20 protein-coding genes and 1 tRNA gene are annotated in these 24,987 nt (G+C 47.8%); 7 read left to right on the top strand and 14 right to left on the bottom strand.

The features are described 5' to 3' along the window. Window positions 1-10: 10 nt before the first annotated feature. The 6 genes from IEV98_RS23515 to IEV98_RS23490 form a co-directional block, all read right to left on the bottom strand. Window positions 11-658: an O-methyltransferase gene (locus tag IEV98_RS23515; RefSeq protein ID WP_188508509.1), complete on the bottom strand. Its 648-nt coding sequence runs from the start codon at window positions 656-658 to the stop codon at window positions 11-13. A gap of 364 nt (window positions 659-1,022) precedes the next feature. Beyond that, window positions 1,023-1,664 (bottom strand): hypothetical protein, encoded by a 642-nt coding sequence (locus IEV98_RS23510; protein ID WP_188508508.1) that lies wholly within the window; start codon window positions 1,662-1,664, stop codon window positions 1,023-1,025. A gap of 28 nt (window positions 1,665-1,692) precedes the next feature. Continuing rightward, window positions 1,693-3,708: a TonB-dependent receptor plug domain-containing protein gene (locus tag IEV98_RS23505; RefSeq protein WP_188508507.1), complete on the bottom strand. Its 2,016-nt coding sequence runs from the start codon at window positions 3,706-3,708 to the stop codon at window positions 1,693-1,695. A gap of 113 nt (window positions 3,709-3,821) precedes the next feature. Continuing rightward, window positions 3,822-4,538 carry a LytR/AlgR family response regulator transcription factor gene (locus tag IEV98_RS23500; protein WP_188508506.1) on the bottom strand — a complete coding sequence of 239 codons (717 nt, stop codon included), beginning with the start codon at window positions 4,536-4,538 and terminating at the stop codon, window positions 3,822-3,824. Next, window positions 4,535-5,560 (bottom strand): sensor histidine kinase, encoded by a 1,026-nt coding sequence (locus tag IEV98_RS23495; RefSeq protein WP_188508505.1) that lies wholly within the window; start codon window positions 5,558-5,560, stop codon window positions 4,535-4,537. Before IEV98_RS23495 ends, IEV98_RS23500 begins: the two co-directional genes overlap by 4 nt. Window positions 5,561-5,640: 80 nt before the next feature. Beyond that, window positions 5,641-6,303: a DUF6266 family protein gene (locus tag IEV98_RS23490; protein WP_188508504.1), complete on the bottom strand. Its 663-nt coding sequence runs from the start codon at window positions 6,301-6,303 to the stop codon at window positions 5,641-5,643. 293 nt (window positions 6,304-6,596) lie between these two features. Here IEV98_RS23490 and IEV98_RS23485 point away from each other — a divergent pair, with 293 nt between their 5' ends. The 4 genes from IEV98_RS23485 to IEV98_RS23470 all read left to right on the top strand — a co-directional run bounded on the left by IEV98_RS23485 (window position 6,597) and on the right by IEV98_RS23470 (window position 11,336). Beyond that, a complete protein-coding gene (locus IEV98_RS23485) occupies window positions 6,597-8,489 on the top strand; it encodes a serine hydrolase domain-containing protein (protein WP_188508503.1) in 1,893 nt (630 codons plus the stop codon). Between the two features lie 54 nt (window positions 8,490-8,543). Continuing rightward, the gene (locus tag IEV98_RS23480) at window positions 8,544-9,656 is read left to right on the top strand and encodes a helix-turn-helix domain-containing protein (RefSeq protein WP_188508502.1); all 1,113 of its coding nucleotides are present in this window, start codon (window positions 8,544-8,546) and stop codon (window positions 9,654-9,656) included. 78 nt (window positions 9,657-9,734) lie between these two features. Then, window positions 9,735-10,400: a hypothetical protein gene (locus IEV98_RS23475; protein ID WP_188508501.1), complete on the top strand. Its 666-nt coding sequence runs from the start codon at window positions 9,735-9,737 to the stop codon at window positions 10,398-10,400. Between the two features lie 6 nt (window positions 10,401-10,406). Beyond that, the gene (locus tag IEV98_RS23470; protein ID WP_188508500.1) at window positions 10,407-11,336 is read left to right on the top strand and encodes a hypothetical protein; all 930 of its coding nucleotides are present in this window, start codon (window positions 10,407-10,409) and stop codon (window positions 11,334-11,336) included. Between the two features lie 315 nt (window positions 11,337-11,651). Here the strand turns inward: IEV98_RS23470 and IEV98_RS23465 are convergent. After that, a tRNA-Pro gene (locus tag IEV98_RS23465) sits at window positions 11,652-11,725 on the bottom strand. Between the two features lie 255 nt (window positions 11,726-11,980). Here IEV98_RS23465 and rplS point away from each other — a divergent pair. Continuing rightward, entirely contained in the window at window positions 11,981-12,328 is a 348-nt protein-coding gene (rplS, locus tag IEV98_RS23460; RefSeq protein WP_188508499.1) for a 50S ribosomal protein L19, read from the top strand. 85 nt (window positions 12,329-12,413) lie between these two features. On the opposite strand, the gene IEV98_RS23455 is transcribed toward rplS, so the two are convergent. Both IEV98_RS23455 and IEV98_RS23450 read right to left on the bottom strand, forming a co-directional pair. Further along, entirely contained in the window at window positions 12,414-13,715 is a 1,302-nt protein-coding gene (locus tag IEV98_RS23455; RefSeq protein ID WP_188508498.1) for an amidohydrolase family protein, read from the bottom strand. 19 nt (window positions 13,716-13,734) lie between these two features. Next, on the bottom strand, window positions 13,735-16,746 hold the full coding sequence (locus IEV98_RS23450) for an amidohydrolase family protein (RefSeq protein ID WP_188508497.1): 3,012 nt from the start codon (window positions 16,744-16,746) through the stop codon (window positions 13,735-13,737). A gap of 330 nt (window positions 16,747-17,076) precedes the next feature. Here IEV98_RS23450 and pyrG point away from each other — a divergent pair, with 330 nt between their 5' ends. Continuing rightward, window positions 17,077-18,696, top strand: a complete 1,620-nt coding sequence (gene pyrG / locus IEV98_RS23445; RefSeq protein WP_188508496.1) for a CTP synthase — start codon at window positions 17,077-17,079, stop codon at window positions 18,694-18,696. Between the two features lie 13 nt (window positions 18,697-18,709). Next, complete coding sequence (gene yidC / locus IEV98_RS23440) at window positions 18,710-20,536, top strand: membrane protein insertase YidC (RefSeq protein WP_188508495.1); 1,827 nt, start codon at window positions 18,710-18,712, stop codon at window positions 20,534-20,536. A 56-nt stretch (window positions 20,537-20,592) separates the two neighbouring features. Here the strand turns inward: yidC and IEV98_RS23435 are convergent, their stop codons facing one another. The 5 genes from IEV98_RS23435 to IEV98_RS23415 are packed head-to-tail and all read right to left on the bottom strand — an operon-like array spanning window position 20,593 to window position 24,966. Next, on the bottom strand, window positions 20,593-20,997 hold the full coding sequence (locus IEV98_RS23435; RefSeq protein ID WP_188508494.1) for a cytochrome C: 405 nt from the start codon (window positions 20,995-20,997) through the stop codon (window positions 20,593-20,595). 2 nt (window positions 20,998-20,999) lie between these two features. Then, the gene (locus IEV98_RS23430) at window positions 21,000-21,275 is read right to left on the bottom strand and encodes a hypothetical protein (protein WP_229738940.1); all 276 of its coding nucleotides are present in this window, start codon (window positions 21,273-21,275) and stop codon (window positions 21,000-21,002) included. A gap of 14 nt (window positions 21,276-21,289) precedes the next feature. After that, window positions 21,290-22,291, bottom strand: a complete 1,002-nt coding sequence (locus tag IEV98_RS23425; protein ID WP_188508493.1) for a cytochrome c — start codon at window positions 22,289-22,291, stop codon at window positions 21,290-21,292. Between the two features lie 22 nt (window positions 22,292-22,313). Next, window positions 22,314-24,482, bottom strand: coding sequence for a cbb3-type cytochrome c oxidase subunit I (locus IEV98_RS23420; protein WP_229738939.1), 2,169 nt, complete (start codon window positions 24,480-24,482; stop codon window positions 22,314-22,316). A 49-nt stretch (window positions 24,483-24,531) separates the two neighbouring features. Further along, window positions 24,532-24,966 carry an RrF2 family transcriptional regulator gene (locus IEV98_RS23415; RefSeq protein ID WP_188508492.1) on the bottom strand — a complete coding sequence of 145 codons (435 nt, stop codon included), beginning with the start codon at window positions 24,964-24,966 and terminating at the stop codon, window positions 24,532-24,534. Window positions 24,967-24,987: the final 21 nt, after the last annotated feature.

Genomic DNA, 24,987 nt, shown 5'->3' with positions numbered 1-24,987 from the left:
GAGATTGTATTTATCTTTTCCGACTGATGGCAATGCCTGAATCGCTAGTCTTATCGATCGTAGTTTTGTAACCGGGGTGTGCCTGGACAAAATCCATATACTCAGAAATCCCCCTCATGTTTTGAAGTACATTATGAGCGGTAAAGCAACCACCCTTTTTAAATTTGGCATCCACATCCTTGAAATATTGCACATACCAGTCTTTATCGGCATCCAAAAAGACAAAATCGAATGGCCCTTCCAGCTCCTTGACCAGCGCATGGGCATCGCCCAACCTGAAATCCACCAGATAAGATAGCCCCACCGCTTTCAGATTCGCGACCGCCTCCGCTTGCCTGCTTTTGTCAATTTCCAAAGTTATCAGTTTACCGCCTGTTTTACTGAGTGCCCAAGCGATCCAGATTGTAGAGTGCCCGGTAGATGTGCCTATTTCGAGTGCGGATTGATAGTTGTTAGCGATAATGAGGTCGTGAAGCACCTGGCCATCTTCATAGGGTACGTTTAAGTCGCGCCACTGCTGCTGGTTTTCCTTCAGAAACTTTTGCACGCGCTCATCGAGTTCGCGTTGTTTATCGTTGCCTTGGGCAATACATCCGGCAACAATACCGAAGAAAAGGATGCTAAACAAAACCGGTTTGATTTGGAAAATGACTTTCATGGCAATAACTGATGTTCTCGAATAAAAACACTGCAAACCACTGATTTGTTTGGCGGTTGATTATAATAGCAGCCGCCGGATGCGGCTGCTCGATCATTGGATCAGGGTGTATGTGACTGTTCGACACACGTGCCACTAAAGTGACTGCCATTTGCCCGGTGGAACGCTTGCCGCATAAAAAAGATATTTGTGGCAATAAACACGAGGATAATCAATATCGTTGCAATTTTTGTCAGCCGGGTCAATGATCTTTTTTTCGAAAACCCGCCAAAAATATAACCAATGATGAAAACCATGCAGGCTGCAAATAGCAGTCGCACGACGATGATGAATGGAAAAAACATAGCTGTACTTTTTAATGTGATTAATCGTTTAATAATGCTGTATTCTCGCGAACTCCCCAATGTGGCTGAACGCCCTGCTGCTCCTTGGCCAACAGTGCCAAACTCTTTTGGGCGAGCTCCTTCGCCAATTTCCTGTCGCCTCCCCACGCTTTCGGTGTATAGTATTTATTCCACGCATCTACGTAAATGGCTCGGGGATTACCAGCATCAAGCTGCAATGCCAGTTGGAGGTACTTCCCTGCTGTCGGCCCGTATTTACGCCCCATGGTCATCGGATTGACGAACACCTTGGTACGGTACAGCAGGCTGGCAACGACATATACCTCGGCCAGCTCTTTCTGTTGCGTCGCTGTGTCGATCCGCGATCGGGCCTCCTTCAATTGTTCAAGGCCACGGTCACTATAGGGTTCAATCCGCTCACCTTCCTTTTCCAACAGGAAGCCGATATTGGCATCGCACAATGCCGCGTAATAAGGTGGCAACCATTGTTCATCGGCTGCTGAAAGCGTCACGAACTGGGTTTCCAGTGCTTCGTAGTCTGCCACGGTGGTTGCGTTATCCAATTTGGCCACCAATTGTTCGAGTGCGCTTGGGTCGCCCTGCTGTTGGGCGAAGCCGCCGACTGGAATCAGCGCCACAAGCATGATCATTACTTTTTTCATTGCTTTTGTAATTTTGTGTATGATAGAATTAAAGAAGTTGGTTATCCATGAAGTCGTTCCGACGATCTACCCCCCAGCTCATGAACACGCCGATGTAATAATAACGCGGTGCAGGAAGGCTAATGGCCTGCCGGTGTCGGCCGTCAGCACTATAGCTATAGCCGAATACCTGTTTGGTACCCAGCAGGTTGTTCACGCCCATACCGATTCCTGAAAAGCTTTTCAGCTTCGAAAGCTTGAAGAAACTGGTGAGGTAGGCAATGTGCAAGTTCACCACGCTGTACGGTCGCGTCGTGCCAGCGTGCCTAATCGTTGGCCCTTCCGACCCGGAAAACGACGCAATGTCGTAGTACGGCCTCCCTGAAGCGAATGCATAGGATACATTGATATTGGTGGAAAGGCCGGGGAAAAACTTCTTCACCGCCAGCGTACCCGTATGCGGCGCTGCAAAGGTCGGCTTCAGTAGTTCGGGGTAATCCAGAAACTGCCGTTTGGTATCGATAAAGGTATAGGAAACCCAGTAATCCAGGTTGGTAAACGTACGCTTGTCGCGGAAAAAGAATTCGAGCCCCTTGGCATCACCCACCCCAGAGGTAGCTAGTTCGGGTTCGGTCCGTAACAATCCGCGATAGCGCTTGTAATACGCTTCTGCCCTGAAAAATCGGTTGCGGGCCTTGTAAGTATAATTGACGATATAATGCGTAGCCCGCGAAAACCCCAGCTCGGGATGATCATATAAATAAATCGACGATGGTGTTTGATAAAAGATACCATATGCAGCATTCAGCTGGTTGTCCGCGTCCAATCGGTAACCGAGGCTGGCGCGGGGGGCGAATGCCCAACGTTGCAATGCCGACGAGTGTTCGACACGCCCGCCGATTTTGGCCGCCATCTGCGGGGTAAGGTAAATGTCACCTTCGGCAAATGCCGCTGTAAGCTGGTCCGTAAAACGTACAGAACGGTCTTCCCACGTCCCCGCTTCGCGGGTAAAAAAATGTTCCGCACCGAAACGGATGGCCTGGTTACGGGCAAAGCCTTTGGCGAAAACAGTGCGCAGCTGCGCAAAGTGTTCATCCCTATCAGAATGCCCGTTATCATCCGAATGAATAACCGTACGGAGGAAGCTGTATCCGCCGCTGGCATCCATTTTCCAGTTATTACCAAAATAGCGGACTATACTCAGGTTGTTGTACGTATTCCGTCCACGCACGGAGTATGCGGAGCGGTGGTCAGGATTGTTGACATCCGGCTGAGTGAGGCCCACTTCGCTACCGTTCCAGTTGGTATAGAACTTCAGGATTCCCCGGTCGCCCGTTTTGACCCGGAAATGAGCAGTCCCCTGCAAATAGCTGGGGCCGGCGAAATATTCAGGAGCTTGAGGAATGACGGCGTTATAGAACCGGTGATTGCTGTACGCTAAGTTGATGCCATAGCCGCTGTTGCCGTCATCAGCACTCCGCTGGAACCCTAGCCCGGTATTCGCCGGAAACAGGCTGAAGCTAGCTTCGGTCTCTTCGGGAATGTCAATGCTCTCCAAAATCAGGGCGCTGCTCATCGCCTGGCCGTACAAGGCGGAGTAGCCCCCGGTGCTGAATAGGATGCCTTTGAATAGGAACGGATCGATACGGGAATATTGAGGGATGCCCGGTACAGCTGGGAAATTGGGATTCTTCACCAAAATACCGTCGATAAACTGCTTGGCCTCTTCACCCGAACCACCACGCACAAAAAGCCCTTCACGTTCGCCGATCTGCTGTGCGCCCGGCAATGCGCGGAGCGCTTGCGCCAAGTCATTATTGCTGCCGGCAACGGTCACCGCATCAATCGGGGTGAGGGAGGCGCCCTTCGCTTTGTCACTTGCCTCAAAGGTGCCCGCACTGACTTGCACCTCTTGCAATATCCGCGGCTTCGTACTTTTGGTGATGGTATCTGCTTTGTTCACGAGGCTGTCCGTGCGCCGCTCTTGGCTCAACGCCCATTGGGTGCTTGATAGCGGGAGCAGCATCGCGATTGTCAAAAGGCCTGTGATTCCTGGAGTTTCCATAGCGTTGTTCCGTTTGATCCAGAAGCAAAACTATAGCAGATATTCTTCCGATTATGGATGTGTAGACCAACGGGCACATTACCGCGACAAACGGACGGAATGTGTAGATGCGCTTAGTCGGTGGATGGCCGGACGATGCGCTCCACCTGCTCCCGATAAGCATCGCCGATGGGGAGTTCCTTCTCTCCGAGGTAGATGGTATCCCGTTTGACTGCGGTGATACGAGGAATGGACACCAAAAATGATTTGTGTATGCGGACGAATGGCGCGCCTGCCAGACGCTGTTCCATTGATTTCATCGTCATCCGCGTGAGCACAGGCTTACTGTTCGATATCAAATGGATCTTTAGGTAGTCTTTAAGCCCTTCAATGTAACGGATATCTATGAAGTTGATTTTTACCTGAACATACTCGACGTTGACGAAGAAAAAGTCATCCATACCGGATGCAGGGGCATGTACATCGCCTTGCCGGAGCTGGCGGCGTTCCAATGCCCGGTTGCAGGCTTTGAGAAACCGGTCGAAAGCATACGGTTTCAACAAATAATCCACAACATCCAAGTCAAATCCTTCCAATGCGTACTGCTCGTAGGCTGTCACCAAAATCACCAGGGGAGGATGCGGAAGTGAACGAAGGAACTGCAGACCGCTAAGACCCGGCATTTGGATATCGAGGAATATCAGGTCGACGGATTCTCGCTGAAGCACCTCAATCGCTTCCATCGCATGCTTGCAGCTGGCTACTAATTGAAGGTACGGAACCTTCCGGATATTATCCTCGAGAAGCTCGCGGACTAGCTTCTCATCGTCTACTGCCAGACATCGCATCATGACAAGGTGAGTTTTAGGATCGCTTCATACCAACCCGCCTGTTGGTTGATATCGAGTCGATATGCGTTACCGTACAAAAGCTCCAGCCTTTTTTTAACATTTGTAAGGCCAATTCCGGAGTCACTGTCCTTACTGGTTCCCACGGCGGGCGGCGCAATCCGGTTTTTGACACGGAACGTAAGTCGACCCTGTTGCGCCGTCAATTGGATAATAATTTCCGGTTGGTCTATATGACTGCTACCGTGCTTGAATGCATTTTCGACAAAAGGGATGAGCAGCATGGGTTCGATAAGGCAATGCTGGTCGGTGTCTGGTGCCAATTCAATGGTGGTAGTTATATTAATGTCTTCTTCAAAACGAAGTCGTTGCAATCCGATGTAATCACGCAGATAGGCGACTTCTTTTGCCAATGGCACGCGCTTACCCTGCGTATCGTACAGCATATAGCGCATCAAGTCGGAAAGCTGGATCAATGCAGGTTCAAGCAAATTGGAATCCTTCCGCGCCAGCGATACCAGGTTGGTAAGCGTATTGAACAAAAAATGGGGATTGATCTGCGAACGCAGGAACTTCAGCTCGGTAGCTAATCGTTCTGCTCGTTCCTCTTTCTGTAAACGCTCACGATGGATATTATCCAATATCTTACGATAAACGATACTGATGGCAAAAAAAACAAAGCTGGGTGCAAAGACGATACGATGGGTAATTGGGTTGACCAGTGTCTCAGAAAACCACCGATACAGGATAATGTGCTTGAGCAAAAACGAAACGCCTACCAGTACAATCGACAATAAAATGTACAACCACCAGCTATGCCTATTGAAGAACCGCGGAAAGAGGTAATACGCATTGGTGTAGAACAGCAAACAATGGATAATACCGGCCATGGTAAAAAAAATACCGGGGACAACTCCTATCGCATAGTCCGTACCGGCATCTGATATCAAGAAGGGGAATAGTAAGACAACCGCCCACACCGCAACGTGGAAGAAAATCACAATGTATGATAATGGAACGCGCATCTGGTGAATACGGTTACTTATTATCCTACAAACCTAGTAAACTCGCTTTTCTTATACAAGCCGAGCCCGTAAATCGCTAATCAGCTTTCAAAATTCCCCAAGAGGATTCTACCGGCGTAGACGCTATCCGATACCGCTCCGGTTTCTTCATCGATAAAAGCCATGTAGGCGTGACAAGTATCCCCCGGCAGGTAATACCCTTTGACATTCAGGAAATCCTCGCCCCGACCGGCTGTATGCCCATAAGTTTTGTAATGGCAGAAGTTGCCGCCCAACTTGTACAATACCAGCATTGTCCGGGTAGTATACCGGATGTCCCGGCCGCCGGGATTCTTCCATGAAAAGTGCACCTGATTCCCATTCTGTGTAGCGATAGCTTCCATAGGCGCGGGGAGCGGGCCTCCGCTGAAAGCAAATGCCGCGGGATTGATTTCGTAACGCGATTCCTCTTCGTTGTAGACTACGGCGTGGGTAAGGTTGTATGACATCGCTGCATTGTGCCCCGTTTGCGGCGGCGCGTACTTGCCGAATCCAACCTTCACCACTCTGAGCAATGGCCTCAGCCATTCCTGCACGACCTTGAACCTTTCCCGTTGTAATGCTTGCAGCGCCGTTGGTTTGCGCTTTTTCCGCGGGGTGCGCGGTAATGAACGTGCAATATTCTGTCCGTTAGCGGTATAAAAAACAACACCCCCTACCTGTCCCTGCACATGGCCATGGATACCATCCATCAACTTTCCCATCGTGATTTACTTTTGGTTTATAATTCCGTTAATCCAAAGTTACTTATTCTTTTAAATTAATTATAAAATTATACTGAAATTATTCGGAATTTATTCGGATAAATCCGAATAAACTCCGAACAAACCCCGAATAAATCCCGTTTTATTTCCATATTATTAATAAGAATAGCATAAAGAAGTATCGGAGGAAAAGTATATGGGGGCTCCATTGACCCGTTGCATTTCTAGTTCGGTTGGATAACAGCGAACCAAAGTAGGACGAGAGATATTTACTTTAACAAAAAATAACGGCAATGAACAAGCATATCACATCATTTTTAATCCTATTTTTCACGGCATTATTATGCAATACGACAAACGCCCAGCTGCAACATGATGATTCTCCAATAGCTGAAATCGGTCAATTGCTCAAAAAAATTGACACGGTTTTGCAAAAGGAACACCTACCGGGATTGATGATTTCCATCGTAAAGAAGGACAGTATTTTGTTTTCGGGAGGATTGGGATATGCCGATCTGGAACAAAAAATACCTGTTGACAGCACAACGCAATTTCACTTAGCATCCGTCACAAAATTTTTTGTGGCAATGGGTATCCAGAAATTAATAGCCGAAGGTAAATTGAAGCTCAACGATCGATTGCAAGCGATCGCACCAGAAATTCCCTACACGAACAGGTGGGAGTCTACGCATCCGGTCAGGCTTGTTCATTTATTAGAACACACGGCAGGGTTCGAGGATATTCAGTTGAACAAGATGGTAAACACTACCGGAAAGCCGTTAACAGGGATAGACGGAGTAAAAGCTGTAGCGAGCTCCCTGAATTCCCGTTGGAAACCCGGTGAAATGATGTCCTATTCAAATCCGGGATATAATGTTTTAGGATATGTAATTGAGAAAGTATCGGGCATCCCTTGGGACAACTATATTGATCAAGTTCTGCTTAAACCACTGGGTATGGATAGCACGCTATTCGATCTAAGTGGCGAAAGACTGCCGTCGTATGCTAAAGGTTATAACTTTAACGGCGAGCAATTGGCTCTGCTGCCGCTGTATGGGCCAGGTAGCAACGGAGCCTCGAGCGCGTTGGTGTCGAATGCGACTGATATGGCGAAATTTATGCATTACCTCCTAAATGTTGACAAAAACACCAACGTTGATCTACTTGCTGGAAATGATATGTTGGAGATGGAAAAAGTTCACAGCACATTAGCTAGCCAGAGCGGACTACAAACGGGATATGCGTTGGGCAACGATTTGTTTCCGAACAACAAAAAAGTAACGTTTAGAGGGCATAATGGCAAAGGTGAGGGCTTTAGCTCTTGGCTGTTTTTTAACCGGGAGGCTGGTTTGGCATATGCCATTTCCACCAATTGCAACACAAACCTTTGGCCTGTATCCCAACTTATCGAAGATCTTTTAACCAAGGATATCAAATACCCAACGATGAATAGTGTAACGATAGATCGGTCAAAAATAGAACCAATGCTGGGGTATTACCAATTTATGAATCCCAAGAATGAACGATGGGAATTTTTCAAGCGAATATTCAGCGGAATCAATCTTTTGTCTATTGATGCCGACAAACTGGTCGTTGATAAAGGAAACGGACAGATCGATTCCTTAATTCACACAGGAAATGGTATTTTTAGATTGAAGGGAAATATAATACCTTCATATATTATTGGTCAGAATAATGACGGGCGTCCTTTCTTTCAAGGCTATGGAAATGGGTTTTATAGCAAAACGGCTTATGGACCGATCTTATTCCAAAAAACACTTATTTATCTTGGGCTGCTCGCCGCACTGCTGTCGGTTATCTGCACAATCGTAGGGATTCCGTTAGTCTTGTTCAGAAAAATGAAAGCAATTGATCTCAGCATCACGGGCTTGCCAGCCATCGGAACAATATGTTTCTTGCTCGCCTATCGCAAAATGGGACTGACGGATGCCGTGAACAAGGAACTATTTATTACGCTGAACACGACAAGTTTTTCCATTTTTGCAGGCATGCTTTTTTTCGGAATCAGCGTGGTGATCGGAGCCTATTTATTGTACAAACGCTGGCGGCAGATAAGTGAAAAATGGATAAAATTCCCCTTGGCTTTCAATATGATATTCTTGTTTTATCTGGTGGTGTTATTTTCAATACACGGTTGGATCGGGATTCCTATCTGGCATATGTAATTTACAATTTTCACTCAAATACCATAAATTTACGGGCACAATCCGAAATATCTGATGTCTGAAACAAATACCTTAGCTGCTTTCTATGCCTTTTCAGGCGGAGCGGTATGGCTATTGGGTTCCCTGCTTTTTATCGGGTTTGATAAAGTGAATACACAAGCCAACCGATGGCTTGCGGCATTCTATTGTATCCTCGCGTGCACTTTTACTCAACTTTTCTTGGAAGGATTTGAAATTGGCGGAGGTTTCCTGATCCATCTGCTTGAACTGCCACGATGGGCGATGCTCCCCTGCCTTTATATGGCGGTCAGCCATTACGCATCGCCTTCATTACCCAAAAAGGATTGGTTTCTTCATTTCGTGCCTTTCCTGCTTTTCCTTGTATTTTCGCTGGTCTATTTGATGCCGGATCTCTTTAATGAACAAAACCATCTGCCCGTGTTGCCCCCCTGGATACGGTTTCTCGTCCGGTATTTTTTCTTTGGCCAGACGGTCTATTATTGGATCGTTTGTTTCACGCTGCTCCGTCGTCACCAGAAAAACCTAAAAATGGTGGCTTCATTTACCGAAAAAATAGATCTGGAATGGCTAAGGTATTTATTGGTTTCCGTGTTGTTCTTGATACTCATCCGTATACTGAGTATATCCAACATCCACGTAACTTATTATTCCCCCATCCTATATTTTTTGGGGATCATCCTTTTGGCTTATTCAACACTTACTCAAAAATCAATTTATGCAATCGAACCTTATCGACCGGCAGAAAAAGACGAAACAGCGCCCAAAAAAGCAATGAATGAACGGCTTACTGTTGAACAAGTTGAAGAACTCAATGATATCGTCATGCGTAAAACCGTCGGCGAGAAACTATATCTCGACCCGAGCCTGACACTTTCGGTACTTTCAGCTAAAATTGGCATCAGCACACATGAACTATCCTACGTCCTTAATAACGGACTTGGTAAGAATTTTTATCAGTTTGTCAATGAGTTGCGAACTGAGGAAGCAAAATCACTACTATTATCGGAAGACACCAAGCATTTAGATATGCTCGGTGTTGCGATCAGAGCTGGCTTCAACTCCAAAACGACATTTTATACCACTTTTAAAAAAGCAACCAACCTCACGCCTAAAGAATACATTAAAGCAAATTCAGCGGCTAGTTGACCGCAATGCTGTTCGTTTGCATCCATCCGAACTTCTGCCAATCATTGGATCCTTATCATTGCATCATAAAAAAATATTATGAAAACAATGAACCCATTCAAGTCCACAATCGGCCCAAAAATCCGTAGGATCATCGGTAGCATTTTATTCGGAAGCGCAATGCTTTCAACGAACTGTTTCGCACAAGGCGATAGCCAGTCGGCTAGAAAGGTACCGCTGGAAAAGTTTTCAGGGTACTACCAGTTTCCCAGTAAAGCAGGTTTTATTCAATTTGAGCCAAAAGACGATGTGCTAGTTGCCAAACAATTATGGGATGGAAAAGAATATCAGCTCATCCAGGTCAACGAAACAGACTTTGAATCGGAAAAAGAAGGTCACAAAGTCGAATTCCTAAAAGACAATTCCGGTCAGTTTAGTCAAGCTAAGCTTATGGGAAGAATCATCACGGTAAAAGTCGGATTTGATCCCAAAAAAGTCAAACCGTTATCGGCAGGACAACTTAAAAGGCTCGAAGGAACTTACAGTTTGACGGACGACAACAGCCTGAAGATCGACATCCGATCGTCCGCAAACGGATTGACGATAAAACAGCTATGGGACAAAAAAGAGGTTGCCTTTACGCCAAGATCGGAGACTTTTTTCCTGAATGAAGATGGCACATTCCCGTTGACATTTTTATTGAGCGATGGAGAAGCCGTGCAGGTCACCTGTTTTAAAGACGATATATGGCTCAAAGCAAAATAGGCGGTGATGAGCATGCAGAAGTTAGCTAGCCGATGCTTTTTCATTTGGTATACACTAGTCTTTTGGGCGCCAAACGGGAGTGCACAGCAAGTGGCGGACGAAACTTTTGACTATCCAGTTACTGTGCCGGTATACAAGACAGGGAGCGGTCCGCTAATCGTATTTGATGAAGCGCATAATAACGCCTCGACATTGCGGGGAGCTTATGCCCCATTCGGAAAACTGCTTGCAAGTGACGGGTATCAAGTAGTAAGTAGCAGGGAAAAGGTGACTTCCGAGCTTTTAAAAGAAGCAAAGATCTATGTAACCGTAAATGCCATGTATGATATGGAAGACTGGGATCTACCAGCGAGATCGGCTTTTTCCCCAGACGAAATAACTGAACTCGCCAATTGGGTAGCCGATGGAGGAAGCCTATTTCTTGTCACTGATCACATGCCCTGCGGAGCTTCTGTCAATGAATTGGCAGGAAGATTTGGAATCAACATCATAAATGGCTTCGCTATTCGGAAGGACGGCCGGCCTGAGGTATTTTCAAAACAAAAGAAAACATTGATATCAAATGACATTACCAGTGCTCGCGGCAAAAGAATCGATAGCATCATGTGCTGGGGTGGAACAGGATTTATTGTTCCGCCCCATTCCCATGTTATTTCCGTGCTGGGTGACGACTATCGCATCTACCTGCCCAGTCAGGCTTCCCAGATAGAAAAAAGGTTAAAAGCTACTATTCCTTATATTTCCGGAAGGGGATTAGTTAATGGCGCATATTTAGAATTTGGTAAGGGCAGAGTCGTCATATTTGGAGACGGGGCATCTTTTTCAGCTCAGCTCCAAGGTATCAAAAGTGAGAAACGGGGCATGAATCATCCTTGGGCCACACAAAACGCCCAATTTCTGCTCAATATTATACACTGGTTAGACCGAAAATTATAAATCCCACTGGAGCTAGACAACATATTAGCTAGGTACCAGGATTGGCTGTGTCCCGCATTCCACATACGCGATGCCACAGCGAGAATAGTTGGCTGTGTCCCGCATTCCACATACGCGATGCCACAGCGAGAATAGTTGGCTGTGTCCCGCATTCCACATACGCGATGCCACAGCCATCCTTCGGGAGGTCTCAACTAAAATGGAGCCAGCACTTCGCACCTTGCTTTTTTTCATGTAAGGGGTCTCTCAAGCAAGCTTAGCCGCCCCCTTGCATGAAAAAAGCCCTTGCTTTCGCAAGGGCTTCATTTTAGTTCGTCGGGGTGGCAGGATTCGAACCTACGACCTCCTGCTCCCAAAGCAGGCGCGATACCGGGCTACGCTACACCCCGAACTTGTATTTTATTTTCCTTACCGGCACTTCCCCTCTTTCCGGCTCCCTACCTTCCCAACAAATGTCGGGATGCAATGCCGGGCTTCGATACATCCCGTTCCCGTAAGGGTTTGCAAAGGTAAAAATTAAATCCAAATTCCAAAAAGAACTTCATAATTATTTTTTAAAAAACGCTTTCCATATTCGGAAAATAATCATTAATATTGCAGCTCGATTTTTACGGGATAATAATCGTCATTAATTACTCAGAATCATGGATTTAGTAAAATTTGTAGAAGAACAGGCGGTAACAAAAAATGAGGTTCCCGCATTCAAGGCTGGGGACACTGTTAGCGTTCATTATAAAATTCGCGAAGGAAACAAAGAGCGTATCCAGGTATATCAAGGCGTTGTTATCCAGCGCAATAGCGTTGGCATCAACCAAACCTTTACGGTACGTAAGATTTCCAATGGCGTTGGTGTGGAGCGTATTTTTCCGATAAACTCGCCGAACATTGAGAAAGTTGAAATAAACAGCCACGGAAAAGTACGTCGTTCAAAACTGTATTATCTGCGCGGGCTTACCGGCAAAGCTGCACGTATTAAATCGAAGAGATTCTAAGCGTTCCTTATTAAGCATAAAAAAAGCTGCCCTATCTTATAGGGCAGCTTTTTTTATGCTTCTTCCATCAAGATGGTTCTGTGTTTCAGAGGCCGTATTTAAATTCATACCGTTCAAACAACTGCTTGTGCAAATCATCCAGGTTAATGTCTCGGCCTTGGATAAAGGCACGTTGTACGTCGTTGCCGAGCATATCTAATGCGTCACCCTTAGACACGATTATATTCGCATCCTTCCCCACCTCCAATGTACCCGTGCGGTCGTCGATACCCAGTATCTTGGCCGTATTGCTGGTAATGGTAGCCAATGCCTGTTCCTTATCAAGCCCATACGCAGCAGCTGTCCCGGCCATGAAGGGGAGATTGCGTTGCTGCCAGAACCCATCGATGCTATAGGCAACCAATACACCGGCATCGGTGAGCAGTTTAGCCTGTTTATAGGGCAAATAAACATCTTCGTCGTTAGCATATGGAAGTGAATGCGACTGACGGATAATGACCGGCACCCCATTATCAACGAGCAATTCGGTCACCAAATGGGCTTCCGTACCTCCAACCAATACCGGATGTACGCCGTGTCGTTTAAGCATAGAAATCGCAGCGATCATATCCGTGGCTTTATCCGCGTGTACGTATACTTTCCGATCGTCCCTAAACACAGGCTTAAACGCCTCAAATCTCGCGTTGCTTGTGCCCTGCCCGTCCAATTCGGTGTATGCCTTTGCCTGCCGCAAGTAATCGTCAAGCTTCGTAATTTCTGCCTGCACGTGTTCTTTCTGGTTATCAGTGCTTGAAGATGCGCCTCCATCAAAACGAGTGGAACGTACGGTTGGCCAATTGATGTGGATACCTTCGTCTATCTCATAGGCCGCATCTTCCCAGTTCCAGGCGTCTAGTTGGACAACGGATGACTGGCCAGCCACCAGTCCATCCTGGGGTGTTACCTGGGCGAGCAGTATACCGTTAGACCGCAGCGTATTGATAACTTTGGAATCCGTATTGTAAGCGATCAACGAACGGACATGGGCGTTGTTTTCGCCGACTTCGGCGTAGTCGATCGTAGCTCTTACAGACTCTACTTCAACCAATCCGAGATTGGTGTTGGGAGCGATGAAGCCGGGGTAAACGTGTTTGCCGGATGCATCTATGATTAGTGCGTTGGGGGGAGCGGTTGCCGTTGCACCGACATAAGTGATTTTTCCCTGATCGAATACCAGTGTACCCTGTTCAATCACTTGTCCATTTCCCACATGGATGGTAGCACCTGTAATAGCTACCGGCTTTTCCTGTGCCTTGGCCGGATAAATAGTCGCTTGGGCAAACACCGAATTGTTGGCAAGCAATACGGCTATCATGCCCGTTAACAGATATGTTTTAATCGAGTTCATTCTTTGCTGATTGAAACTGTTAGTCCATATATTCTTCAAACTCCCCGATCTCTCCAATGGTGTCGCAGTGGTATTCCATATTGGGTTGGGCAACGGTACGCTGGGTAACGCTTCCTTTGATTTTCGCTTGCAGTGATTTTCGGATGAGCCGCCCTTTTTCGGCTTTAACCGCCTGCTGCTTTGCGGCATCTTCGTCGATGTCCCAATATTTTACCCCATCCACAAATGTCTTCTCTGCTTTGGCATAGATAGAAAGCGGCTTATCACTCCATATCACTACATCGGCATCCTTGCCGGGAGCAAGGCTCCCCACGCGGTCATCGATGTGAAGGATTTCTGCCACGTTGAGTGTAACCATCTTCAACGCCTCTTCTTCACTTACCCCGCCATATTTTACGGCCTTGGCGGCCTCCTGATTCAGTCGGCGCGCCATTTCGGCATCATCGGAGTTTATTGCCGTCAACACGTTACGTTTATGCATCAGGTAGGCATTATACGGAATCGCTTCCTGCACTTCCATCTTGTATGCCCACCAATCAGCAAAAGACGCTCCCGCAATTTGCCTGCCGGCCATCTCATCAGCCACTTTATAACCTTCCAAGATATGCGTAAACGTATTCACCTTGAAACCCATACTATCGCCTACATGCATCAGCATATTGATTTCGGATTGCACATAGGAATGGCAGGTAATAAAGCGCTTTTTATCCAATATTTCAACCAATGTTTCCAAGGTGAGGTCACGCCGCAATGTCGGGTCATCGGCCACTACCCGTGCCTTGTACTCCTTGGCCCGGGTAAAGGCGTCGTAAAACACCTGCTCTACACCCATCCGCGTTTGAGGGAACCGTGTGCCCGTGATTCCCCAGTTGCTTTGCTTCACATTCTCGCCCAATGCAAACTTGATAAACCCATCATTTCCGCCAAATTTCAGTCCTTCCGGATTCTGCCCCCAACGCAGTTTGATCAATTGGGATTGGCCACCGATCGAGTTGGCGGAGCCATGCAATAAATGCGATGTCGTTACCCCGCCGGCCAGCTGTCGGTAAATATTGATATCTTCTGAATTGATTACATCTCCTATCCGTACCTCAGCGGTGACTGAATGCGAACCTTCATTAACGCCCCGGCTGATGGCAATATGGGAATGCTCATCGATGATACCGGGAGTTACGTGCTTTCCCGTACCGTCAATAACCTTGGCGCCGGCCGCCGACAGGTTTTGTCCAACGGCTTTGATCTTCCCGTCGGCGAGCAGCACATCGGCATGCTGCAGCGTGCCTTCGCCTTCATTTGTCCAAACGGTTGCGTTCTTTATTAATACCGTTTCTGCTCGGGGCAATGCAGCGTCGCCATAGGCGACAAAGGGATAGATCACCTCGCCCTTACCAACGGATTCCTTTTTACGTTGGCTGCCGCTCGTCTTGGCGGTATAGGAATCCGTATAGGCTGCCATCCAGGACGAAGATGTCCCGTCAGGTTCTACCACTTCTCCCTTCAGGGTCAAGGGATCGTCATCTGCGATGTAGCCGCTGATACGCGTACTTCCCTGCTGTCCTTTCGGATTGAAGCTAAACGACAGCAAATCGCCGGTACGGGTGGCGGTCACTTTGGTTTCCGTTGTGTCGCCTCCTGTTGTAAGGTGGGCGGTCAATTTACCTTTTCCCTCATCAATAAACAATCTTGCTGGGCCTATACCGGGTATGTTGGCAGCATATTCACCCGTAATATCTTTGGCATTGCTCCTCGTCACTACAAACGCCTTCCCTTGCACCCAATTTTCGTAAATGACCGTACCTTCTTTGAATAATGTATCGCTAGCAATAATGAAATTAGCCCGTTTCCCTTTCTCGAGCGTACCGAGTTTATCGGACAGGCCCAACATTTCCGCCGGGATTTCGGTAAGCGCACGTAAAGCATATTCCTGAGAAAGCCCATGGTCCAATGCGAGCCGCAGGTTAATCCAGAAATCACGAAGATTGTCCAGCCCAATGGGCGAAATGGCAAAGCGGATACCGCTCTTTTCGAGCATCGCCGGATTAGCGGGTGCCATTTCCCAGTGCTTCAACTGGGCCAATGTGACATTCCGGGCATCAGCGGGATCTTCCACATCGTAGGCCTTCGGAAAATCAAGCGGCACAATCAAGCTGGCATTGGTTGCTTTGATGTCGGCTAACCGTTGATACGCGTCACCGCCCGTTTTGATGATGTAGCTTTTTCCGAATTCCTTAGCAATCTGATCGGCACGGAAAATATCCAAAACGTCATCCACTTCAAAAAACTGAGGCAATGACTGCAGCTTACCAAAAGCTTCTAACGACATATTGTACTCCTTCTGTTGGGTTGCATACCATTGGCTATCGTAGTAGGTTTGCCGCAGCAATGCAATGGTTCCCATTAACGAGGAGGGGTAACTGGTTTGTGCCGAGCCTTTACTGAATGAATAATGCGCGCCGGCTTCTGGGAGGATGATGACCTCATTTTCCCGGGCCTCAGCCAATGTGGCTACGACGGAGCTTCCCCGTGCAATGCCATCGCGCACGATGGATTGTATGGCACCGAATCCGATTTTCTTTAATTCTTCACTTTGTTTCTGATCTACCGTAAAACGTGCTTTAGCAGTCGTTTCCGGCCTTATGGCTTCATTCCAACCATACGGACCCTTTTTCGTTGATTCGAATAGCTGCGTACGGCGACCGCCGGATCCCTGCTGTCGACCCTGGCTTTCCTTGGGTTGCCCATATTCACTGAATGCGTCTATAAACGACGGATAGATGAACTTGCCCTGCAAATCGATGGTCACGTAGCCTTTTGGAACGGATTGGCTTTTACCCAATGCGGCTATCCGCTGACCATCCACTAACAGGGTGCCATTTCGGATGATATTCCCCGCTTTCACCACGATGTTGGCATTTGTCAAAGCAAACAATCGCGGCCGCTCGTCATGTGAGCCATTTACCGGATAGGTCTCTTGGGCAACAGCCAGACCTGCAAACAGTAAGGAACAAATGAATAGGATGTATCTCTTCATTTTAGGATTGATTTCATTCGAAGATAATTATTGATTCAATATTTCTCTTTTGCGGCATCAGTGAGTTTGCACCGCCAAGTTTGTTTTTTTACATTGCTTCATGAAACCTGCTTTTGAATCGAAACTCATGCAGCGCTCATCAAAATTAGTCCGTTATTTCAATTTCACCGAAAAAAAACGAATTAGTAATAGGAAAGTTACCCGGAAAGGCACGAAAATTCTTTTGACCGTAATCCCAGAAAAAACCCTACCTTTGTATCCCGTACACAAACGTGATGTTTGGAGCTTTATTTGGCTCATACAGCATATAGCATACACCCAAAATTTGTCATGACTAAATACATTTTTGTTACGGGCGGCGTCACCTCGTCGTTAGGGAAAGGTATTATTTCGGCGTCCTTGGCCAAACTCCTGCAAGCGCGGGGTTACAAAGTGACCATCCAGAAATTCGATCCCTATATCAACATCGACCCCGGCACCCTCAATCCCTATGAACATGGCGAATGCTATGTCACCGAAGACGGCGCGGAAACCGACTTGGATCTCGGACATTACGAGCGCTTCCTCAATACCGCGACGTCCCAAGCGAACAACGTTACTACCGGCCGCATCTATCAACATGTCATCGACAAGGAACGCGAAGGTGCCTATCTCGGCAAAACCGTACAGGTAGTGCCGCACATTACCGATGAAATAAAACGGCGGATGTGCCTCCTCGGCGAAGACGAAAAATATGACATCATCATCACCGAGCTTGGCGGCACCGTGGGTGATATCGAATCATTGCCCTTCATTGAAGCCGTTAGGCAGTTGCGGTGGGAATTGGGCGGAAACGATTCATTAGTGATCCACCTTACGCTGGTACCCTTTTTGGCGGCAGCGGGCGAGCTCAAAACCAAGCCTACCCAGCACTCTGTAAAGACCCTGCTGGAATACGGCATCCAACCGGATATACTGGTCTGCCGTACGGAACACCACCTCAATTCCGACATCCGTAAGAAGCTGGCATTATTCTGTAACGTCAACATCAACGCGGTCATCGAATCCATCGATGCACCTTCGATTTACGATGTTCCACTGTTGATGCTTAAAGAACAGTTGGATAAGACAGTGCTGACGAAGCTTAAACTTTCCACGAAAAATGAACCTGATTTGGATAGTTGGAAAATCTTCCTGGGCAAACTGAAGAACCCGACGGCCGAAATCACCATTGCCCTGGTCGGCAAATACGTCGAGCTACCCGACGCATATAAATCCATCAACGAAGCATTTATACAGGCCGGAGCGATAAACGAATGCAAGGTGCGGGTAAAGTGCATTGCAGCAGAAAGCATCAACGACGAAAACGTGAAGGAGAAACTCAAGCGGGTGGCAGGCGTATTGGTCGCACCCGGCTTCGGTGAGCGTGGGTTGGATGGCAAACTGGTCGCTATCCAATATGTCCGAGAACATGGCGTCCCCTTCTTCGGGATCTGCCTTGGTATGCAATGCGCGGTCGTTGAGTTCGGCAGGAACGTACTGAAACTCAAAAATGCCAATAGTTCAGAGATGGACCCCAAAACCAAACATCCTGTCATCCACCTGATGGAAGGGCAAAAGCACGTAAAAAACATGGGTGGTACCATGCGCTTAGGCGCGTATGATTGCGAAATCAAGAAGGGCACCAAAGCGGCTGCCATTTACGGAAAAAGTAAAATATCCGAACGGCACCGCCACCGGTATGAATTCAACAATCACTACCTCGCGCAATACGAAGAGGCTGGTATGATAGCCTCCGGCATCAATCCTGAGAACAATTTGGTGGAAATCGTTGAGCTTAAAAACCACCCGTTTTTCGTTGCCGGACAATTCCATCCCGAATTAAAATCAACAGTTGCAAATCCTCACCCACTTTTTGTTAGCTTTGTAGCCGCTTCTTTAGCCCATAGCAAAGTGGTAAAACAGAAATAGCGCAGATTAAGAAATGGATAGAAATACACTGACTGGCCTCGTTTTAATTTTTGTCATCATAGCGGGTTCCTTTTACTTGTTGCAACCTTCAGACGAAGAAATTAAGCGCGAGCGCCAATTACAGGATTCGCTCGCCCGCGCACGTGCGGGCATCGAGCAGGTAGACACCGATACCACCAGCCTGGCAGCGGCCGCGAATACCGAGATTGATTCGGCACTGCTAAACAGTCCATTCGGACGGGCAAGCATTGGTGACGAACGGCTAATTACCCTGGAGAATGAGCACATCAAAGCCACGGTAAGCACGAAAGGCGGGCGGGTAAAATCCGTCGAGCTCAAGGACGAAAAAACATACGATGGGCAGCCGCTCATGCTGTTTGAGGGCGATCACAATAAGTTTGGACTCTTTTTCTCGGCCGCCGGGAAAAACATCATGACCAACGAGCTGTTTTTCAGCACCACAGGCAATAACGTCCACGTCACCGGACAGGACTCTGCTGCAATCACGTTCCGCTTGGCTTATGCCAATGACAAATACATTGATTATATCTATTCCATCCGGGGTGACGACCATAACCTTGGCCTGACCATCGTCACAAAAGGCATGCAGGATGTAGTCGCCCCAACCGAAAGCCAACTCGTACTCAATTGGGAAGCCGCCCTTTCCCAAAAAGAGAAAGATATGGATAGCGAGCGGCAACGTTCCACGTTGTATTATGCCCATGGCGACAATGAAGTGGATCACCTCAACACGGCCAAGGATGACGAGGAAGATATCAAGGACCAGTTAGATTGGGTCTCCTTCAAACAACATTTTTTCTCCAATGTATTGATTGCTGAAAATGGCTTCAAAGGCGGAAAAATCAATGTGTATACCAGTGCGGACAATCAAATCGTCAAACTGTTCGCGGCCAACCTCCGTCTCGATTTCAATCGACAGGACATCAATACCTACCCCATGCATTTTTTCTTTGGGCCAAATCAATACAAGGTACTGAAAGCGCATGGGTACGGGTTGGAAAAACAAATCGATATGGGATGGGGCCCTATGAAATGGATCAACCGCTTCATTACGATACCCGTATTCAATTTCCTCGATGGCTTCCATTGGGGCTATGGCTTGGTCATCCTCATCCTTACCGTCATGCTGAAATTGGTACTATCCCCCCTCACCTACCGTTCATATGTGTCGATGGCCAAGATGCGGGTACTCAAACCGGAGATGGACCAGATCAAGGAAAAGGTAGGCCAGGATAATGCTGCATTATTGCAGCAAGAATACCTTAAATTGTATAAACAAGCCGGTGTCAATCCGTTGGGTGGGTGTATTCCATTGCTCCTTCAGATGCCATTTACCATCGCATTCTTCTTTTTCTTCCCCAATTTGTTCGAATTGCGGGGCGAGAGTTTCCTATGGGTAAAAGACCTTTCCACGTATGACTCACCGATAACGTTCGCACCACTGCCGCTGATCGGGATGGATCATATCAGTTTGATGTGTATCCTGATGACCGGAGTCACTCTGGTATCTACCTGGTATAACAATTCGATTTCGGGAGCTGCCAATGCCCAGATGAAATACATTGGATATTTTATGCCACTGATATTCCTCTTCGTATTGAATAGCTTCCCAGCAGGATTGAACTACTATTACCTGCTGTCTACGGTATTCACGTTCGGCCAGCAGCTGGTCATTCGCCAGCTCGTCAACGACGACAAAATCTTAAGCATTATCGAGGCCAATAAGAAAAAGCCCGAGGCGCAAAAGAAATCAAAATTCCAGCAGCGTATGGAAGATTACATGCGTCAGCAACAAAGCAAAGGCAAAGGGAAAAAATAAGTATTTCAAAAAGCGGGAAAGCGTCAAAAGTCATCAGATTTTTGACGCTTTCCCGTTTAAGGCATCCCCAGGTAACGGAGCAGGTAATAAAGTGCCCACCCCGCAAAACCAATAATCAATACCCACACCCATGAGGGAATGCTCTGCGGTGTTTCGCTGCCTTCAATAAGAAATAAGCGCTGGTCCCCTTTGCCATAGGCGTTAACCATCACGGGCACCACACCATCCACTACCGCATTTTCCGCTATTCCCTCCACCTCGATAGCCGGCCCGTTCCGGACGATAAACGGTATGATGCGGATACCCTCTTTACCGGTGGGGTCCCTGCCGACGATTTTTAACGTATGGGGTCCGTCTACCAGCCGCCGTGTATCCAATTCGAAATTGATGGGCGACGTCACCTCAGCGATCGGTTGCGGGCTGTCATCCAGAAAAATCCGTATTTTGCTTTTACCTTCCATGTTCAATCAAAGTCTAATACATTTCGCTTGATGTGGTTGGGCACGCCCTCGCCGGGCCGTACCAGCCATTTTACCGAAAAATACAATGTGATAAGTACGATAATCGCGATGATACCTATGATGATGTAATCCCAGCCGCTATCAGGCCCAGCCCCGTGCGCCACCCCACGCAGCACCTTTGGTTGCTGTCGTTCGCATACCGGGCACGCCCATCCCTCAATCGTTAACGACACCAGCAGTAAGGTAAGGGGCACTACTTTCAGACTATACTTTTCCATTACCATAATCCGTTTTATTTGTTGGCGCCCATCGCCAGAAAATCCATAATTTCCTTAATCTCCTCCGGGGTCACCTCTTGTGCGGCATTCCCCCAGCTCGTCCGCTCGTGATTGATGATCGCCGCCACCTCATCGGCCGTAAGCTCCATCATGGTTCCGATGCCGGGCATGGCCCCGTATTCCGGCCGTGCATCGTATCCGTTCATGATGATATCAACATATAATTCCAGGTTATCACCCCCTACCACGCTGCTTCCTTTCAGCGATGGGAACGCTCCGGGCAGTCCTTCGCCATTCGTTTGGTGGCAACTTTGGCAATGTGTCGCGTAGAGCAGTGCTCCATCCATCGCTTCGCTAGCGGTTCCTTCTTTCTTGGCTGCCTCCCGTGCATAAAGGAATTCAGGTGTCGGGCGGCCATCAGGAAGTGCTACCTGCTTAAGCGACTGCAAATAGGCTACCAGTTGCAATGCCTCGTCGGTAGCCACTATTTTACCCTCGCCGCCCTTGAGGTATGCCTCGGGCACGTTGACTACCACATCCGCTTCGGTAGGTTTTTTTTTGAATTGGAATAGCCAAGGATATGCCGGCATAATAGAAGCTTCAACCACAATCCTCGGGTTAAATAAGTGCACGAGATTCCACTCCAAGCTAGGCTGCCTGTTACCGACGTCGGTCAGGTCAGGACCGGTCCGCCCCGTACCCATCAGGGTGGCCGTATTACGCCAGAAGTCCATCCGGGTCATCCCTGCATAGTCGGCCGCCACACTCGGACGGCGGCCCCAAGGCCGGTCCATATCCACATTACGCACCTGCTGGGTATGGCAGGCCACACAGCCATTGGCAACGAAGAGTGACTTACCTTTTCTGGCGTCATCGCTCAACGGGGTATAACCCGGCAAGGGAGCATTCCGCTGCTGATTGTTTATCGCGGGCATGATAGCTACACACACTGTCAGCAACAAAAAGAACAGAAATGCCGCGGTAAATAGCTTTTTATGATTATTCAGAAATTCCATCGCTGTAGTATTGAGCTGTATGTTAATTCGTTTTATTGTCGTCTTTCGCCACCTGCTGAATGGCCGCTTCCCTGATATCCAATGCCCTGTCTACCACCAGCATTTTATACATGTTGTAAGCAAAAAACAGATGTGAAAGCCACATGAGGCTGCCACCGATGGCCCGCCATAGCCAGTACGGCATCATCATCGATACGCCGTCAATAAATGGCTTGCCATCCATCCACATCATCCCCTTCAATGTACTGCCATACATCAAGGGTATGGTATAAAACATCAGCCCAATCAGTGCTAGCCAGAAGTGTGCTCCGACGGTCGATTGCGGTGCCTCGCGACCGGTAAGTCTGGGCACCAGTGCATAGATACCCGCCCATAGGAAAAAACTGATGATGCCATACATCGTCAAGTGCGAATGCGCTACTGTAAAATCTGTAAAATGCCAGAGCAGATTTGTATACCTGAAGGCCTCGGCCGTGCCCTGCAATGAACCGGTGAAATAGAAGACGATCCCGATCAGGAAAAAGGGAAGCGTGTAGCTATCTTTTATCTTATACCAAGCCCCCTTGAAGGTCATCAGGAAATTAGCCGTTCCTGCTGCAACAGGAATCACCATTCCGACACTCCCCACAATTGCCACGGTTTGCAACCACCACGGGATGGCGCTGAATACGAAATGGTGTGTACCGATAACGGTATAAAAGAGTATCTGCGTCCAAAAAGCCAAGATACCCAAGCTATAGGAGTAAATGGGTCTGTTTAGTTGCTGAGGCAGCAGGTAATAGACAACTCCCAGCATGAACAGCATGAACCACATGCCCACACCCTGATGCATGTAATACCCCTGGATGATCGTTTCGCCCAGTCCATCCTGCCACCAGGGTGCGTAGGCTACGATCGTGATCACCAATGCAAAAATCACTGCCGATATGATGTACCAATTGGAAATATAGATTTCACGAGTGGTCCTTTTTGCCACCGTTTGCAGAAAATTAAGCAAGGTGATGATCAAGCCGATACCAAACAACGCCATGATCGGCCATATGTACTCACGGTATTCGCCGCCCCCGTTATTGATACCGGCCATCAGGGAGAGGGTACCCAGTACAACGGCCGCGTTAATCAAGTAAAAGCTGTACCACCCTTTCTTCAGACTCGATATCCCCACATTACTCACGTGGGGCACCACGTAGTATCCCAGCCCCAGCATCCCAAGAGATGCCCACCCCCAAAAAACCATATTGGTATGCACCGGGCGCAATCGGCCAAAACTGAGCCAACTGAGTTGGTCTATGTCAGGGGCAACAAACTTGATGCCCAGGTATTGCCCCACTGTGGTACCGAAAAGCAACCAGAAAGTCGCCGCAACCAGGTACCAAACGATCAATTTACTCAACTTCGGATCGATATTAGGCCTTTTCTGTGCCTTCTTCTTGACCGCCACAAATGGCAGTCCGGAGCTTTCCCGGATATTGATGATCCCCATCCGATCTGCCGCTGTCTCCGTTCCAGACAATTCTGCGTTCGTCAGCCGGTAATCCAGCGCCTGTTTTCGCTCAAGCAGTTCGCCCTCGGTATTTTCATCTTCCACATGGCTAAGGTAATCGGCAAATGCCTCCGCTTCCCCGCTTTGCATTTTTTGCCTATACTGCTTCAGTATACGTGAAGCCTTCCCTACCATGATGAAGAACCCCGCCAAGATCGGTATCAAAAGCAATGCAATCGTAATGATAATCCCGGCTTCGCCCCATAGCGTTCCGACCACCTTATTCCCATCCAGCCGCTGCCCCATTGTAGTAATACTTATAGCCGAAAACAAGATGACCAATGGCACGTTACGTAAAGCGCCACTTCCACGTTTCCTTTTGGCCACGCGCTTTTTACGGATAGCCGTAATCAATCGGTCAATTTGGTATGCATCGAGCTGCTGGATGTACTTGCCATACTTCGCGTCGCGTCCCTCGCTCCGTTTACCACCCCAAACATGCTTGATGGCTTCGATACGGTGCAACAACCAAATGGCCAAAAAAAACATTAGCACCAAAATGGATAACAAAATTAAGATAACCAATGCGTTAACATCAAACGCAAAGGTGAACGGACGCATCTCTCCCTGCGCAACAAGCACAGCGGGCCACAGTGCCAAAGCAACGCCGCCCACTGAAGATGTGGTTTTGACTAGCTTACTTCCCATACCATTAAACTATATTAATACCTTTTTATCTTTTATTATTCCAAAAAATTTAAGCCCGCCTTAGAAAGGTTAGCTTTTTCTCCAATTCCATTGTAAATGAGCCAAGTTTAGCCTGTTCAAGCATCCGTTTCATACTTTCCCTGATCGACTTAAATTCAGTATGTATCGGGCAAGGATGTACTTCGGAACACTGTTTCAAGCCAAGCCCACAGCCGGAAAAAATCTTTTCACCATCCACGGCCTTCACGATCGCAGCTAAAGAACCATCCAGCAATTTATCGTCCAGGTAAAATCCGCCGTTAGGTCCTTTGGTCGATAATACCAATCCCCTCCGGCCCAAGTCCTGCAAAATCTTGGCAATGAAGGCTTCGGGTGAATCGATCTCTTTACTGATCTCCTTAATCCCCGCTTTTTCCCCCTTTTTCGACCGCTGCGCGATGAAAATCATAGCCCTTATTGCATACTCGCACGTTTTTGAAAACATCTGATGGATTAATATGGGTAC

Origin of the sequence: Parapedobacter pyrenivorans (assembly GCF_014636865.1) — a bacterium.
Classification (GTDB): domain Bacteria; phylum Bacteroidota; class Bacteroidia; order Sphingobacteriales; family Sphingobacteriaceae; genus Parapedobacter; species Parapedobacter pyrenivorans.
This window is presented reverse-complemented; position numbering and strand designations above follow the sequence as displayed.

Coding starts and splice junctions, on each gene's coding strand:
- IEV98_RS23515 (WP_188508509.1), bottom strand. CDS start 658: ATGAAAGTCATTTTCCAAATCAAACCGGTTTTGTTTAGCATCCTTTTC.
- IEV98_RS23510 (WP_188508508.1), bottom strand. CDS start 1,664: ATGAAAAAAGTAATGATCATGCTTGTGGCGCTGATTCCAGTCGGCGGC.
- IEV98_RS23505 (WP_188508507.1), bottom strand. CDS start 3,708: ATGGAAACTCCAGGAATCACAGGCCTTTTGACAATCGCGATGCTGCTC.
- IEV98_RS23500 (WP_188508506.1), bottom strand. CDS start 4,538: ATGATGCGATGTCTGGCAGTAGACGATGAGAAGCTAGTCCGCGAGCTT.
- IEV98_RS23495 (WP_188508505.1), bottom strand. CDS start 5,560: ATGCGCGTTCCATTATCATACATTGTGATTTTCTTCCACGTTGCGGTG.
- IEV98_RS23490 (WP_188508504.1), bottom strand. CDS start 6,303: ATGGGAAAGTTGATGGATGGTATCCATGGCCATGTGCAGGGACAGGTA.
- IEV98_RS23485 (WP_188508503.1), top strand. CDS start 6,597: ATGAACAAGCATATCACATCATTTTTAATCCTATTTTTCACGGCATTA.
- IEV98_RS23480 (WP_188508502.1), top strand. CDS start 8,544: ATGTCTGAAACAAATACCTTAGCTGCTTTCTATGCCTTTTCAGGCGGA.
- IEV98_RS23475 (WP_188508501.1), top strand. CDS start 9,735: ATGAAAACAATGAACCCATTCAAGTCCACAATCGGCCCAAAAATCCGT.
- IEV98_RS23470 (WP_188508500.1), top strand. CDS start 10,407: ATGAGCATGCAGAAGTTAGCTAGCCGATGCTTTTTCATTTGGTATACA.
- rplS (WP_188508499.1), top strand. CDS start 11,981: ATGGATTTAGTAAAATTTGTAGAAGAACAGGCGGTAACAAAAAATGAG.
- IEV98_RS23455 (WP_188508498.1), bottom strand. CDS start 13,715: ATGAACTCGATTAAAACATATCTGTTAACGGGCATGATAGCCGTATTG.
- IEV98_RS23450 (WP_188508497.1), bottom strand. CDS start 16,746: ATGAAGAGATACATCCTATTCATTTGTTCCTTACTGTTTGCAGGTCTG.
- pyrG (WP_188508496.1), top strand. CDS start 17,077: ATGACTAAATACATTTTTGTTACGGGCGGCGTCACCTCGTCGTTAGGG.
- yidC (WP_188508495.1), top strand. CDS start 18,710: ATGGATAGAAATACACTGACTGGCCTCGTTTTAATTTTTGTCATCATA.
- IEV98_RS23435 (WP_188508494.1), bottom strand. CDS start 20,997: ATGGAAGGTAAAAGCAAAATACGGATTTTTCTGGATGACAGCCCGCAA.
- IEV98_RS23430 (WP_229738940.1), bottom strand. CDS start 21,275: ATGGAAAAGTATAGTCTGAAAGTAGTGCCCCTTACCTTACTGCTGGTG.
- IEV98_RS23425 (WP_188508493.1), bottom strand. CDS start 22,291: ATGGAATTTCTGAATAATCATAAAAAGCTATTTACCGCGGCATTTCTG.
- IEV98_RS23420 (WP_229738939.1), bottom strand. CDS start 24,482: ATGGGAAGTAAGCTAGTCAAAACCACATCTTCAGTGGGCGGCGTTGCT.
- IEV98_RS23415 (WP_188508492.1), bottom strand. CDS start 24,966: ATGTTTTCAAAAACGTGCGAGTATGCAATAAGGGCTATGATTTTCATC.